12 protein-coding genes are annotated in these 14,888 nt (G+C 69.8%); 7 read left to right on the forward strand and 5 right to left on the reverse strand.

The genetic code is table 11. The features are described from left to right. Positions 1 to 388: 388 nt before the first annotated feature. Positions 389 to 1,990, forward strand: a complete 1,602-nt coding sequence (locus NBRGI_RS15605) for an FAD-binding oxidoreductase (RefSeq protein WP_029896919.1) — start codon at positions 389 to 391, stop codon at positions 1,988 to 1,990. A gap of 70 nt (positions 1,991 to 2,060) precedes the next feature. Here NBRGI_RS15605 and NBRGI_RS15610 read toward each other — a convergent pair whose 3' ends face one another. Continuing rightward, positions 2,061 to 3,506, reverse strand: coding sequence for an MFS transporter (locus NBRGI_RS15610; protein ID WP_235210969.1), 1,446 nt, complete (start codon positions 3,504 to 3,506; stop codon positions 2,061 to 2,063). A gap of 82 nt (positions 3,507 to 3,588) precedes the next feature. Between NBRGI_RS15610 and NBRGI_RS15615 the strand changes: the two genes are divergently transcribed. The 4 genes from NBRGI_RS15615 (at position 3,589) to NBRGI_RS15630 (ending at position 5,955) form a co-directional block, all read left to right on the forward strand. Further along, positions 3,589 to 4,035 carry a winged helix-turn-helix transcriptional regulator gene (locus NBRGI_RS15615; protein WP_036559304.1) on the forward strand — a complete coding sequence of 149 codons (447 nt, stop codon included), beginning with the start codon at positions 3,589 to 3,591 and terminating at the stop codon, positions 4,033 to 4,035. 62 nt (positions 4,036 to 4,097) lie between these two features. Beyond that, the gene (locus tag NBRGI_RS15620) at positions 4,098 to 5,258 is read left to right on the forward strand and encodes a zinc-binding dehydrogenase (protein ID WP_029896925.1); all 1,161 of its coding nucleotides are present in this window, start codon (positions 4,098 to 4,100) and stop codon (positions 5,256 to 5,258) included. Between the two features lie 77 nt (positions 5,259 to 5,335). Further along, positions 5,336 to 5,674 (forward strand): type II toxin-antitoxin system RelE/ParE family toxin, encoded by a 339-nt coding sequence (locus tag NBRGI_RS15625; RefSeq protein WP_029896927.1) that lies wholly within the window; start codon positions 5,336 to 5,338, stop codon positions 5,672 to 5,674. Then, positions 5,674 to 5,955, forward strand: a complete 282-nt coding sequence (locus NBRGI_RS15630; protein WP_029896928.1) for a helix-turn-helix domain-containing protein — start codon at positions 5,674 to 5,676, stop codon at positions 5,953 to 5,955. Before NBRGI_RS15625 ends, NBRGI_RS15630 begins: the two co-directional genes overlap by 1 nt. On the opposite strand, the gene NBRGI_RS15635 is transcribed toward NBRGI_RS15630, so the two are convergent. Then, positions 5,939 to 7,177 (reverse strand): FAD-dependent monooxygenase, encoded by a 1,239-nt coding sequence (locus tag NBRGI_RS15635; protein ID WP_029896930.1) that lies wholly within the window; start codon positions 7,175 to 7,177, stop codon positions 5,939 to 5,941. The genes NBRGI_RS15630 and NBRGI_RS15635 overlap by 17 nt on opposite strands. A gap of 74 nt (positions 7,178 to 7,251) precedes the next feature. Here NBRGI_RS15635 and NBRGI_RS15640 point away from each other — a divergent pair, with 74 nt between their 5' ends. Further along, entirely contained in the window at positions 7,252 to 7,836 is a 585-nt protein-coding gene (locus NBRGI_RS15640; RefSeq protein WP_029896933.1) for a TetR/AcrR family transcriptional regulator, read from the forward strand. A gap of 36 nt (positions 7,837 to 7,872) precedes the next feature. On the opposite strand, the gene NBRGI_RS15645 is transcribed toward NBRGI_RS15640, so the two are convergent. From NBRGI_RS15645 to NBRGI_RS15655, 3 genes are read right to left on the reverse strand one after another with little or no spacing between them, the layout of a single operon-like run. Then, on the reverse strand, positions 7,873 to 9,417 hold the full coding sequence (locus NBRGI_RS15645; RefSeq protein WP_051727801.1) for a dynamin family protein: 1,545 nt from the start codon (positions 9,415 to 9,417) through the stop codon (positions 7,873 to 7,875). Then, a complete protein-coding gene (locus tag NBRGI_RS15650; RefSeq protein WP_029896936.1) occupies positions 9,414 to 11,276 on the reverse strand; it encodes a dynamin family protein in 1,863 nt (620 codons plus the stop codon). Before NBRGI_RS15650 ends, NBRGI_RS15645 begins: the two co-directional genes overlap by 4 nt. Positions 11,277 to 11,328: 52 nt before the next feature. After that, positions 11,329 to 12,942, reverse strand: coding sequence for an IniB N-terminal domain-containing protein (locus NBRGI_RS15655; RefSeq protein ID WP_148310830.1), 1,614 nt, complete (start codon positions 12,940 to 12,942; stop codon positions 11,329 to 11,331). A 294-nt stretch (positions 12,943 to 13,236) separates the two neighbouring features. Here NBRGI_RS15655 and NBRGI_RS15660 point away from each other — a divergent pair. Continuing rightward, the coding region (locus NBRGI_RS15660; RefSeq protein WP_036559311.1) for an Hsp70 family protein at positions 13,237 to 14,888 on the forward strand (1,652 nt) is incomplete at its 3' end.

The following is a 14,888-nucleotide window of genomic DNA, read 5'->3' on the forward strand; positions in this document are numbered from 1 at the left end:
TCGTGCCGCGAGACCTCGCCCCAAGCACCTGACGGAGCACGGTCCCAGCAACGCAGGCCCTTTCGAGCGACCTGCGAGCAGTCGCTACGCTGAGCGTGGTCGACTCAATCCTGCACCCGATCATCGCTCGGGTCAACTCAAACTTGAGCCCGACACACTCAACGTTGTCGAATAGCTCAACGGACGACCGGCGCGGATCATTCCCGAACACCGGCACGAATTTCCTCCGTCCGCCATTCTCGTCCCCGCCACCCCCGCCTACCAGCACTTACCGATAACGACACCACCCTGAGCAGGGATTACCGGCCCCTACGGCGACTGCCGCCGGACGCGCATCCGTGGTGCAATAGCCGCGCGACGGGCCCGAGCCCGGCGGGAAGGAGTCGGGGTGTCGGCGAAGACGCGATCGTGGTGGGGCTGGGGGAACGTCGAGGACGCGGTCGTGGGGGCCGAGCGAGCGGCGCTGACCCGGCGGGTCGCGGCCGTCCTGCCCGACGCCGATCTGACCGCGCACGAACCACCCTCGATCGAATCGCTCGCGCTGCCCGCGCCGCGGGTCACCGTGCCGGACGCGCTCGCGGACCTCGCGTCGGCGGATCCGGCCGATCGCGCGGCACACGCACACGGCCAAGCCTTCCGTGATGTGGTGCGAAACCTGATGGGCGATATCGGCACACCGCCCGACCTCGTCATCCGGCCGCGCACCGAGGCCGACATCGTCGACGTGCTCGACTGGGCGAGCCGCTGCGGCGTCGCCGTGATCCCGTTCGGCGGCGGCACTTCCGTGGTCGGTGGCGTGGAGCCGCGGCTGGACGGCGATTTCGCCGGTGCGATCAGCCTCGATCTCGGCGCGCTCGATCGAGTGCTGGAGATCGATCACACCAGCCGAGCCGCCCGCATTCAGGCCGGTGTGCTCGGTCCCGCCCTGGAAGACCAACTGCGCGAAGCGAATCTGACGCTGCGGCACTTCCCGCAGTCGTTCGAGTTCTCCACGCTCGGCGGCTGGCTGGCCACCCGGGCCGGTGGGCACTTCGCCACGCTCTACACCCACATCGACGATCTCGTCGAAGCCATGCGGGTGGTGACGCCCGCGGGGGTCAGCCAATCACGCCGGTTGCCCGGGTCCGGCGCCGGGCCCTCCCCCGACCGGATGTTCCTCGGCTCCGAGGGCATCCTCGGCGTGATCACCGAGGCCTGGCTGCGACTGCAGAACCGGCCGCGGTGGCGCGCAACGGCTTCCGCGCATTTCGACGACTACACCGAGGCGGTCGCGGCCACCCGTGCGATCGCGCAGTCCGCGCTGTATCCGACGAACTGCCGCCTGCTCGACCCCGCCGAGGCGTTCCTCAACGCAGGCGCGGCGACGGCGGGCGGCGTGCTGGTGCTCGGCTTCGAATCCGCGGACCACCCGACCCGGCCCTGGATGGAGCGGGCCGTCGAGATCGTCCACGCGCACGGCGGCACGCTGCCGGAGCCGGTGCGCTACACCGATTCCGACGCGCGCACCGACGGAGCGGGGGCCGCGGACGCCTGGCGCTCGTCGTTCCTGCGCATGCCGTACCAGCGTGACGCGCTCGCCGCCCGGTCGATGATCACCGAGACCTTCGAAACCGCCTGCACCTGGGACGCATTCGAGGAACTGAAGGCCGCGGTGACGACGGCGGCGAACGAAGCGATCCGCGCCGTCGGCGCCACCGGCGTGCTCACCTGCCGATTCACCCATGTCTATCCGGATGGTCCCGCACCCTACTTCGGCGTCTACGCCGCGGGCCGCTGGGGCAGCACGCTCGCCCAGTGGGACGACATCAAAGCCGCTGTCTCCGAGGCGCTCTCGGCCGCCGGCGGCACCATCACGCACCACCACGCGGTGGGCCGCGATCATCGCCCCTGGTACGACAGGCAGCGGCCGGAACCGTTCGCCCTCACCCTGCGCGCGACCAAATCGGCCCTCGACCCGGCGGGTATCCTCAATCCCGGCGTACTGATCTGAGCCGCCGTCGTCCCGCGCACGCGCACAGGCCGGAGTGGATCGTCCACTCCGGCCTGCTCTTTCGGACACGTCAGACGTGTACGAGCTGTTCCGGGTTCGGCACGACCGCGGGCTTTGCGTTGCGCCGCAAGCCGGTTGCGGCGACCACACCCGCCAGGATCGCCGCGATCACCGGCACGATCAAAGCGCTGCGCAGCGCGTCCATGCCGACCTTGCCCGCGTCCACCGCGGCCACATTCACCGCGGTCACCACGGAGACGCCCAGTGCGACACCGAATTGGATTGCGGTGTAGAGCAATCCGCCCGCCAGGCCGTGCTCCTCCGCGGCGATGTCATCGGTGCCAGCGATGGTGAGCGGACCGTAGACCAGAGCGAAGGCCAGCGCGATCAACAGCATCGTGGGCAACAGGGCGACATAGGCCCGGTCCAGTCCGCTCGGCAGGAACAGCAGGTAGGCCAGCGCTGCCAGCACCGCGCCGCCGAAGATCACCCGCCCGGTGCCGAATGTCCGCACCAGCCACGGCGTCAGCAGTGGGGCGATCAGCGCATCCACGCCGAGCACGGCCATCGCCAGACCGGTCTGCACCGTGGACCAGCCGCGCAGCTCCTGGAAGTACAGTGTCGCCGCGAACTGGAAACCCATGAACGCACCCATGAACAGCACGGCCACCAGATTCGTGCGCACCAGCGACACCGAGCGCAGTACGCCGAGGCGGACCAGCGGTGCGGCCGCACGGCGTTCGTTCAGGACGAACAGGGCCAGCGCCACGAACCCGGCCGCGAAGACCGCCGCGGTGAGCACCGGTCCGTCACCGAGATGTTCCAAGCGGACGACGCCGTAGACGAGCAGCAGCATGGCGCCGGTCACGCTCAACGCGCCGAGCAGGTCGAAGCCCGCCAGTCCGGGAACCCGCTGCGGCACACCGGAATCCCGGACCAGGCCGTACGCGGCGGCGAGCAGCAACGCCGAGACCAGGACCGGCACGAAGAACACCCAACGCCAGCCGAGTGCGGTCAGCAGGCCGCCGACCACCATGCCCAGCGTGAAACCGCCCGCGCCGATGCCGGCGTACACCACCAACGCCCGGTCACGCACCCGCCCCTCGGCGAAATTCGTGGTGATCAGCGAGAGTCCGGCGGGAGCGAGGAACGCCGCGGCCACGCCGGTGACGAAGCGCGCGGTCAACAGCATCCAGCCGGTGGTGGCGAAACCGCCGAGCCCGGAGAAGACCAGGAACACGGTCAACCAGAACAGGAACATCCGCCTGCGGCCGAGCAGGTCGGCGGCCCGGCCGCCCAGCAGGACGAAACCGCCGTAGCCGAGCACGTACGCCGAGACCACCCCGCTGAGCATGCCGGTGGACAGCCCGAGCTCGGCCCGGATCGACGGCAACGCCACATTCAGCATCGCGACGTCGATGCCCTCCAGAAATATCGCGCCGCACAGCACCGCGAGCACGCCCCAGGCGCGGCCGTTCATCTCCGTAAAGACCTCGGCGGCTCTGGCTTTCACCATCACGACTCCCCATTTCAGTTCCCCACAGTGGGGTCGGTTACCTCTTGATACCGAGAGCCAGTTTCGGGCAGAATCGACGACCATGGAAGACGGCACTTTGAAGTCACCCGGGGACTGCGGGGATACCGACGCCGACTACGACGTTTACCAGTGGGACACCCGCGTCGACTGCGAAGTGCGCCAGATCCTCGACCGCGTCGCCGACAAATGGTCGCTGCTGGTGATCGCGCTGCTGGATCAGCAGAGCCTGCGGTTCACCGAGCTGAAACGGAAGATCGACGGGGTGAGCCAGCGGATGCTCACCCGCACACTGCGCCACCTCGAGCGCGACGGACTCGTCGAACGCACCGTCTACCCCACCGTTCCGCCGCGAGTGGACTACGCGCTGACCCCGCTCGGCGCGAGCCTGCACACCACCATCAAAGCGCTGGTCACCTGGACCGAAAGTCATCAGCCCGAGATCGTCGCGGCACGTAACGCCTACGACCGCCGCACCGCCGCGGAAGAGGAACTGACCACCGCCCGCTGAACCTTCCCGAGGACTGGGCGACGCAGTAGCGTGGACCCGCCGTCGACCCGAGGAGTCCGCCCATGCGCGCCGCCGTCGTCACCAACACGAAGTTCGAGGTCATCGACCTGCCGATGCCGGTGCCGGGACGCGGGCAGCTGCTGATCGACGTATCCCGCTGCGGCATCTGCGGTTCCGACCTGCACGCCCGCGCGCACGCCGACGACATGGCCGACCTTGCCGACGCCACCGGCTACGACGGTTTCATGCGGTCGACACAGCAGGTGGTGCTCGGGCACGAATTCAGCGGCGAGGTGGTCGAATACGGGCCGGACTGCCGAAAGCGCTGGAAGACAGGCACACCCGTGGTGGCGTTGCCGATCGTGCGGCACGGCAAGAAGTCCGAGCTGACCGGGCTTTCGGCCGCCGCGCCCGGAGGCTACGCCGAACAGGTGGTGGTCCAGGAATCGATGACGATGCCGGTGCCGAACGGGCTGTCCGCCGAGCACGCCGCGCTCACCGAACCGATGGCGGTGGCCTGGCACGCGGTCCGCAAAGGCCGAGTCGGCAAGGGACAGAACGCGTTCGTGATCGGCTGCGGCCCGATCGGTCTCGCGGTGATCTGCATGCTGAAAGCGGCGGGCGTGCGCACCGTGATCGCCAGCGACTTCTCGCCCCGGCGCCGGGATCTCGCGCGGGCCTGCGGTGCCGATATCGTCGTCGACCCGGCCGTCGAGTCGCCGTGGACCGCGGCACCGAAACGGGGTCGCATCGTGGGCGTCACCGACATCCTCGATCTCGGCTTCGACACCATGGAGCGGCTGCGCCGGGTGCCGAAACTGCCCTGGTGGTACGTCTTCCGGCTCGCGGACAAGTTCGACGCGGGCCCCTCCGGCCCGGTGATCTTCGAATGTGTCGGCGTGCCCGGCATTCTCGACGGTGTGCTCGCCGCAGCGCCGCCGCGCTCCCGCATCGTCGTGGTCGGTGTCTGTATGGAAGCCGACCGCATCCATCCCGCCGTGGCCATCAACAAGGAACTCGACCTGCACTTCGTCCTCGGCTACGACCCCGGCGAATTCCGCGACACCCTGCACCTGCTCGCCGACGGCAAAGTAGACCCCACCCCGTTGATCACCGGCACCGTAGGCCTCGACGGCGTCGAAGCCGCCTTCACCACCCTCGCCACCCCCGACCACCACGCCAAAATCCTCATCGACCCCAAAAGCCCAGCCACCCACCCCTGACCCCCACCGGTTCACAGATCGCCGAATGCGGTCGATTGCGGTACGCTCGTATACATAATTTTATATAGTGCCAGCTCGTGAAGCCGATCAAGTTCGTCGCCAGCGCGCTGGACGACCTGCGTGAGTTTCCACTTCCGGTCCGGAGAGAGTGTGGCTATCAACTAGATCGGGTGCAACGGGGGCTCGACCCTGTGGATTGGAAGACGATGCCCAGCGTGGGCCTCGGTGTCCGCGAGATCCGGGTGCGAGATCACGCCGGCGCGTTTCGAGTCATCTATGTCGCGAAGCTCGCCGACCACATCTACGTCCTACATTGCTTCCAGAAGAAGTCGCAGAAGACCGAGGCGGCGGATCTGAGCGTTGCAGCGAAGCGGTTGGCGCAGGTCGTAGAGCAGATCAAAGAAGGAGAACGCTGATGGCGGACGAAACGTTCGACAGCGTGTGGGACGCGATCGAGGACACCCCACAGGAGGCCGAAAGTATGCGACTGCGGTCACGGCTGATGATCGCACTGACAGAACGAATTTCGGCCCAGGGATGGACGCAGACCGCCGCCGCCGAACGCCTCGGTGTCACCCAACCCCGAGTCTCGGATCTCATGCGCGGCAAAGTCCACCTGTTCAGCCTGGACGCACTCGTCAACATGGTGACCGCTGCGGGGTTGCATGTGGAGATGTCGGTCAGTTCGGCGGCGTGACGAGTTCGTGGGCGCGGTAGTTCTTGATGGGGATGGTGCGGGCGACTTTTTGGGGTGCGCCGCCGATGAGGGCGCGCCAGGGGAGGTAGGGGAGCAGGCGGACGTTGAGGTTGCGGAGTCGGATCATCGAATCGGTGCGTGGCGCATACCATTTGCCGACGCCTTCGGCGAAGCGCTGGCAGGCCTCGACCATGGGCCGCATTTGCTGGTGGTAGCGGGCGAAGGCGACGGTGTGGTCACCGTGGGCGGCGGCGAGTTCGCCGGCCAGGACGTAGGCGCCGACCAGTGACAGGTTCGCGCCCTGACCGGACAGCGGAGCGGCGCAGTACCCCGCGTCGCCGACCAGCGCGACCCGCCCCTTCGACCAGGTGTCCATCTTGACCTGCGCCATCGCGTCGAAATAGAAGTCGGCGGCGGCGTCGAGGTGGGCGAGCAGGCGCGGCACCGCCCAGCCGACGCCGGCGAAGGTCTCGGCGAGGATCCGCTTCTGCTGCGCGACATCTCGGTAGTCGTAGTCGAGCGGACCGGATTCGAACGCGAAAACCGCCTTCGCTTCGGCGTTTTCGCGAGCACTGTAACTGCCCGCGATCTTGCCGGGCACGTTGTAGTCCTGTTCCCAGTGATCCAGCTCGAGCAGATTCGGGGTGGTGAAGATGGCCAGGTAATAGCCCATGTGCCGGAGGAATTCGCGTTCCGGGCCGAAGACCAGCGAGCGGGTGTTCGAGTGCACGCCGTCGGCGCCGATCACCAGATCGAAGGTGCGTGACTCGGCACGCGCGAACGTGACGTGCACACCCGCGGTGCCCTCGGTGAGCCCGGTGATGCTGTCGCCGAACAGATATCCGACATCGTCGCGGGTCGCGTCGTAGAGCACCCGCGCCAGATCACCCCGCTGGATCTCGGTGTCGCCGTGCGCGCCGACCCCGTTGAACATCTCGCTGCTGATATCGGCGCGGGACCTGCCCGACGCGTCGACGTAAGAGGTGCCGCGTTTACCGGTGCTCGACTCGAGCACCTGGTCCAGCAGGCCCATCGTCCGCACCACGTCGGTGCCGGCGCCGAGCACGTCGATGGCCTGCCCGCCGGTGCGCAAGGTGGGCGCGCGCTCGACGACGGTCGGCGCGAAACCGTAGCGGTTCAGCCAGAAGGCCAGCGCGGGCCCGGCGATGCTCGCGCCGGAGATGAGGACGTTCCGATTGCACGGAGGCGGGGGATTGCTCATGCGCCGAACTGTACATTTGTCTTAGGCGAACGCACAAGACAAATGCCTAAGGCGTCTGCACTACTCTGACGAGCATGGGAAACCGCGAGGATCTACTGGCCGGCGCTCGCCGCTGTCTGCTCGAGAAGGGCTACGCCCGCACCACCGTGCGCGATATCGCGACCGCCGCGGGCGGGGTGAGCATGGCCGCGATCGGCTACCACTTCGGTTCCAAAGAGGCCCTGCTGAACGAGGCCCTCGCCGAAGCCAACCGCGAGTGGGGCGTGGAACTCGAGCGCGCGCTCACCGAGGCGCGCCGGCCCGACAGCACGCCACTGGATCGCTTCGCGTCGAGCTGGAGCGCGGTGATCGACTCGATCGGTACCCATCGCGGGCTCTGGGCGGCCACGTTCGACACCATCGCGCAGGCCGGACACGACCCGGCGACCAAGGACCAGCTCGCGGCCCGAATGGCCGAGGCCCGCGGCGGTCTCGCCTATCTCTTGGCCGACGCCGACGCCGACTCACCCTCCGACGGAGCCGACCCGCGAAAAGCGCAGGTGCTCGGCGCTTTTTATCAGATCCTGCTGACCGGTCTGGCGGCCCAGTGCCTGATCGACCCCGAGCACACGCCCACCGGCGCCGACCTGGCCGCGGCGATCCGGGAGATCACGGAATGAGGCCGCGAAAACCCCAGCGGCGCCGCCTGGTCCGGCTTACCCGGACAGGACGCCGAGCGCTCCTTCGGCGCTGCGGGCGGCGGTCAAGCACGCCGTAGTCGTGAACTGATCGGCCAGCGGATGGCGGGCGCGCGCCCGCCATTTGCGGACCGCGGCCATGGCTTGCGCACGTTGCGTCGCGAGAGCGGCGTCGACCGGCAGCCCGAGCCGCAGGTGCGGCGCGACGCCCGAGCCGCCGATGAGGCGGTGTAGTTCCGCGAGATCGGTAGGCGGTAAGGACAATTCGTCGGTCCGCAGCCGCCCGAGCAGCCGCAACTCGGCGAACCCGTGCACATCGGCGAGCAGTGTGCGCACGCGTGGCAGCAACGCGTCGGCCTCGCTGCCCGGGTAGGCGGTGAGCACCCGGGCAAGCGCGGTGAGGGCCGAGTGCGCCTTGAGTTGGTCGGCCCGCTGCCCGAATTGCACGTCGAGCACCGAGCGCAACTCGTCCACGCCGCTGCGCGCGGTCAATTCCGCTGCCAGCGTGGCCGAATCCCGTACACCGAGCCGCACCAGGGTGACCGCCATCCGAATGCCGAACAGCCCGAACCGCTCCGCGAGCTGTGCTCGGTTCTCGGGTAGCACCGGCAAGGCGATATCGGGCCGGGCGAAGCGATCGGCGGACAGCAGTGCCGCGCTCAACTCCTCGACGGGCACACCGGCCAGCGCTTCGAACGCGGCGTACTCCTGTTGCCGCAGTGTCGCGGCCGCGAAGGCGAGCAGCCCCGCGACCGGAATCACCGCCTGGCACAGGCCCGTACGCTCCAGCTCGCCCGCGAATCGGGTGGCGACATCGCGCGCCGAATGCAAGGCGTCGATCCGACCCGCCCCGATCTCGTCAGCCCGGGAGACCACGCCGACCACGCCGAGCGGGCCCGAAACACCCGAGGCCGCACCGGTTCCGGCGCCGACCCGCTCCAGGAAGTGGACATCGGCCGCGTCGAGCCTGCGGAGCAGGTAGACCACCGCGTCGGCACCGGGGATCGCCGGTCCCGCCGCGGCGGGCACCGCTTCCGTACCGGGCGTGAGCAATCGAGCCGTGCGTTGCGACACCTCCCGCGACAGCGACGAGGTGCCCGGGGTATCGATGATCGTGGTGTGCGCCAGCGCGGCCGCGGGCCATTCGACCTCGAGATGGTCGACCTCGCGCGCGGCAGGCGCGTTCCAGCGCAACCGATCCAGGTCGAAGGTCAGTCCGTGGGTGCCGCTGCCGCGGCGCACCACCACGTTGGCCCGCGCGCCGTCACCCGCGTGTGCCGTCACGCTCGGCGTGGAACCGTAGCGATACCAGGTGACCACCCGGGTGCACTCGGTCGCGTCGGTCGGTGCGATGTCTTGCCCGACAAGCGAATTGAGCAGGGTGGACTTGCCCGCCTTCAGCGATCCGGCCAGCGCGATACGCAACGGCTGGTCGAGCCGCCGCGCGCAGTCGGCCAGCAGAGCCCGCGGCCGCGGCTCGCTCGCGAAGGCCGCCCGTGCGGCGCCGACCAGACGATGCGCCTCGGCCACAATTCCCGGTGCCGCGCCGACCTCTCGTGTCACGAGGCAACCGTACCGACGGGCGCGCCCGGCAGCGCGGCCTGCATCGCCTCCGCGTATCTGTTCAGTTCGGCGACCACCCGGAGCTGACGCTCCAGCACCGTGCAGCGTTCGGCCCGGCGGGCATTCGCCATGGTCGCCGCCTCCTGCGCGGCGCGCAGCGAATCGTCGATCGATCGCAGGCTCCGGTCGGCGACGCCCGCGTAGTGGTCGCGCAGCGCTCGATGGATCCGGTGCAGGCGGTCCTTCGACTCCTTGCCCGTCTGGAACGCGACATCGTCGACGAAGCGGCGCACGGCGGCCTTGGCCTCGTTGCGGCGCCGACCGAGCCGCGCCTGCTTGTCGTCCCGGAAGGCCTTGCCGCCCACCACGAGTCCGGCGCCGATGGAGATCGGATTCAGCAGCGCGAGCCCGGCGAAAGTACTGGCGAGGCCGACCATCAGCACACCACCGTAGGACCCGCGCATGCCGACCAGCAGCTTGCTGCCGAAGCCGATATCGGGTTCCAGATCCGCGAGGGTGCCCGCGCTCGCGTGCGCGCCCTCCGCGGCGTCCGGGCGCACCTGTGGGAGTTCGACCGTGCCGAGTTCGGTGAAGTGCTCGGCCACCCGTTTCGCCAGTTGCAGCGCCCGCGCGTGCGTCCACAGCAGGTTGTCGCCGATCGCGGTGTCGATGGTGCCGGTGAGATGTTCGGCGATACGGTCCCAGTGCCGGCCCGGATCGTGCTCGTCGATCCACTCCTCGGTGGTTCTGGCGATGCCGCGCAACCGATCTCGCAGATCGTGGTCCACGTCGCCGGCCAAGTCGGTGATCCCGTCGGCCAGCGTCTGCTGCCACGCGGCGGTGCGGCGCTGCAGTTCCTGCGCCGAGTTACGCGCCGCCTGCAATTCGCGCATCGCGGCGGCGCCGCGCGCCGGATCGCGCACCGCGACCAGCTCGCTTCCCAGCGCCAGGGCCAGATGCTCTGCCGCCGAACGGATATCGCGGGCGACGGCGGCCCGGGTGGCGAACTGGTCGCGCGCCACCACCTGCTCACGCAGGAATTGGTAGAGCGGTCCGAAACCGGATTCGAGGCCGAGTTGCTGGTCCTGCAACCGCAGCGCGTGGCTGCGCAGCAACGACGACACCGCGATCATCGGCACGTCCACACCGGCCCTGGCCAGATGCCCGCGATCGGCCTCGTACACCTGTCGCCAGTGTGGATAGAGGTCGGTCTTGGTGACCAACAGCGCCACCGTGGGGCACAATTCGCGGACCTGCCGCAGGAAGGCGAGCTCCGGCTCGGTGAGTTCGGTGGACGCGTCGGAGAGCACCAGCACCGCGTCGGCGGCGGGCACCATCCCCAAGACACTTGCCGCGTAAGAACTTCCGTGTCCGCCCACGCCCGGGGTGTCGACCAGCACGATACCGTCGGCCAGCAACGGGTTGGGCACCTCGAGCTCCAACCGCAGGATGCGGCGCCCGTGCGCGAGCGGCGACCGCGCGGAGAGCTTGCCGATCTCGTCGATCGGCACCGCGACCCGGGTTTCCGGGCCGCCCGCGTCGCCGCCGGGGGCGGTGAGCACCAGCTCCGCCTTCGGTGCGGGACCGTGCGCGAGCACCGTGGTGAACGTGGTGGTCACGTCGTCGCCCACCGGGCAGATATCCAGGTTCAGCAGCGCGTTCACGAACCGGCTCTTGCCCTGGTCCAACTGTCCGGCCACGATGATGCGCCGCCGCGGATCCCGCACCCGCTCGGCCGCCACCTCGAGCGTCCCTACCAGATCGGTGCGGCCGGCGGCCCGCGCCGCCGCGATGGTTTCGCCGAGTACCGCGAGCAGCGGCACCGCCGGTGGTGTGGCGTTCGGTGTTGGCGTCCCCATCGCGGACTCGACCTCTTTCGATTGGTGTGGAACGGTTTTCGGCGGTGCGCGATCAGTGCAGCAACGCGTCGCCGCCGAGATCCGCGCCGGCGGAGCCGCTCAGATCCGTGTTCGCGTGCGTGTCGGCGAACAGCCCGGCGTCCGTGGAGCTGTCCAGTCCCGAACCGAACGCGCTCGATACATCCAGCGACGACCAGGTGTTCGCCGTGGAGCCGACACTTCCGTCGATCCCCGCGGCGGTGTCCACCGTGCCGTGCGCCGTCGAACCGACCGAACCACCGAGTCCCGCAGAAGAATCCACCGCACCCTGTGCGGTGCCGCCGAGCGAACCACCGAGATTCGTACCCGCGTCCACGGTGCCGCCCAGCGAACCACCAAGGTTCGTACCGGCATCCACCGCACCGCCCAGCGAACCGCCGAGATTCGTACCGGCATCCACCGCACCCCCCAGCGAACCACCGAGATTCGTACCGGCATCCACCGCACCCCCCAGCGAACCACCAAGTCCCGCAGCGGTATCCACAGCCCCACCGAGACCGCCGGACAGTTCACCGCCGAGATCGGCAGCGGAGCCGAGGCTCGTGGACAGCCCGGTCTCCAGGCCGGTGGTCGCCTGCGCACCGGCGTCGAGTCCCGCACCCAGCCCGGTTTCGAGACCACTCCCGATCTGCGCACCAGCGTCGAGCCCCGCGCCGAGACCAGTCTCGAGACCACTGCCCACCTGCGCACCGACCCCGGCGGCACCGTCGAGGCCCGCAGCGAGACCGCCACCGAGTCCAGCACTCGCGTCCGTCGCCGTGCCGACGCTCGTGGCCAGGCCGGTGTCCAGGCCGGCGCCCACCTGCGCAGCCGAATTCCCCACGCCGCCAAGGGCGGTGGATACATTGCCGGTCAGGCCGCTGGACAGGTCAGCCGCGGCGTCGACGGTGCTACCGAGCCCGGCCGACAGGTCACCGGCCGCGCCGACCGCGCCGTTCAAACCGGTCGACAGGCCGGAGCCGAGGTCCGCGCCCACGGTCGCGCCGAGGCCGGTTGCCGTGTTCACCGCGTCGAGCGCACCGCCGACGCCGGCGGACAGGCTCGTCTCCAACCCGGTCCCGAGGTGCAACGCATTGTTCACCGCGCCTTGCAGTCCGGTACCGAGGTCCGCACCGACCTGCAGGCCCGCGCCGAGACCGGTGGCCGCCTGGGCGCCTGCGCCGAGGGCGCCGGTCAGGTCCGCGCCCACGTTCGCGGCCGTCTCCAGTCCGGTCTGCAACCCGGCGCCGATATTCGCGCCGATCTGCAAACCGGTGTCGATCGCGGTGTGCAATCCGGCGTCGACATCGATGCCGGTGCCGACCTGCCCGCCGAGATCGAGGCCGAGGTCGGCGCCGATGTTCAGCCCCGCGTCGGCCGCCGCGGCAGCCCCGACCGCGCCCGCCGCGCCGAGCCCGGCGGCGACACCGGTCTGGGCGCCCGCGGCCACGATCGCGGACAGCTGGGAACCGCCGGCGACCAGCGCCGACTCGGCGACCATCGGGGCGACGGCGGCGATGTCTTCCGGTGTCACCGCAGGCAAACCCGCGGCCACCAGCGCCTCTGTCGGGTTGGCGCAGTAGCCGACCGCCGCCTCGTGATCGCGAAGCAAATTCAGGATGAACTCGAGAATCGCGTTGGGTGTCATCGGAAACATCTCCTGAGAGCTGGCGGACCTTCACGATCCGCGTCGTTGGAATGAATTTCACGCTAGGGCCGCAACTCGTTACGCGGAACGGGGCCGACCCCTACTGCTCCCCCGGCGCGGCCGTTAGGGGCGGCCTCGGCATTAGGGGAATTTCCCCGCGAGTTCCCCCACGCAGGTAACGGCGGACCGCCAGCTACCGAAACAACTGTTGCATCGGCGTGCCCGCACTGCCTTTCGCACCCGGACTACACAGCAGCGAGACCCGACCACAGAGTTTTCGAACGGGGTTCACGAATGACACAGCGTGTGGCGCTCGGCATCACTGTCGGAGCGTCGAATTCGGTCGCCGTGGCGGCAGCGGGGGAGGACAGCGACAGCGTGTGCACGCGCCCCAGCGTGCTGCGAATGAGCGCCGGCGCACCACCCGCCCTCGGCGCCACCACGGCCGGCGCGGGACGGCACTCCCGCGAGGTCCTGGTAGAAGGATTCCTGGCCCGGGTCGGCGATCCGGTCGACATGCTCGCCGAGGACGGCAGCGCGCATTCGGCCGCCGACCTCGTCGCGGCCGCCGTGACGTGCCTGATGGACGAGATGGACACCGGGTCGCGCACGCCGGGCTCGACCGTGGCCTGCCACCCGGCGTGGTGGTCCGGGCACACCGTCGACATCCAGCGCGCCGCCTTCGATCGGGCCGGACTGCGCGAGGTGACCCTGGTGCCGGAACCGCTCGCCGCGCTGCGCTGGCTCACCGCGACCCACGGTCGGCGCACCGACGGCGCGGTGGTCGTGTACGACCTCGGCGCCACCGGCCTCACCGTCTCGGTGCTGCGCACCGGCGATCAGGCCGGATTGCTCGGCACACCGCTGCGGAGCACGGACATCGCCGGCGCGGAATTCGATCTGCTCACCATGCGCTACGTTCTGGCAAACGTTACGGACGCAAATGATTTGGATCCGTTCGACCCGGCGGTGGAACGCGAATTGGCGAGATTGCGCGAACGCTGCCGAGCGGCCAAAGAAGAGCTGTCGATAAATACCGCCACGGTCATACCGGTGCGGTTGAATCCGGCGGACGCGCAGAGCAGCAATGTGCGGCTGGTCCGCGGCGAGTTGGAGGACCTGCTCCGTGCGCCGCTGCTGCGCTCGACCGATCTGGTCCGCGACGCGGTGCACCGGGCCGGTTTGGCGATCGGCGATATCGGTGGTGTGCTGCTCACCGGTGGCGGCGGTGCGATACCGCTGGTCGCCGAACTGATCTCGTCCGAGTTCGGGCTCCCGGTGCTGGCCGCGCCCGCGCCGGCGCAGACCAGCGCACGTGGTGCCGCACTGCTGGCGGCGGACCTGGCGGACGCCGCGGCCCGGGTGCCCGTCGCACCGCAGGCCTCGATCGGATCGGAGACCGAAGAGCTGCCCACGGTGGCACTTTCGGCCACACCCGCGGTTGCCGCTGCCGCGGCAGCGCCCCTGCCGCCGGCGGCCGCCGGGCCGCGCAGCGGCAAGCGACGGCTCGCCGTCGTCGCGGGCGCGGTCGTCGCACTCGGCCTGCTCGCCACCGGCACCGTCGCGATCGGCACTGGTATCCAATCGAATCCGGCTTCCACGAATAGTTCGACGCCCGCCCGCGCCGGCGAGATCGCCGCGACGGTCGGCGCCCAACCCGGCGCCTCGGCCGATCCGAATGCACCGGTCGCCGTGGCGGATCCAGCGTCGCCGACCGCGAGTCGCCCGAAAACAGAGGCGGGGCAGCCCGGCACACCGGCGGCGACCACCGTCGCCGTGGTGAACAGTCAGCCCGCCGCGGGCCAGCCCGCCGCGCCACCCGCGGAACCCGGTGCGGCACAACCGGCCCCGCAGCCACAGCCCGCCCCAGCCCCCGCCCCCGCGCCCGCACCTGGCCCGGCCCCGCAACCGCGGCCGCCGACCGCGCCCTACCGCCGCCCGAGCCT

Source organism: Nocardia brasiliensis IFM 10847, from assembly GCF_000710915.1.
Classification (GTDB): domain Bacteria; phylum Actinomycetota; class Actinomycetes; order Mycobacteriales; family Mycobacteriaceae; genus Nocardia; species Nocardia brasiliensis_A.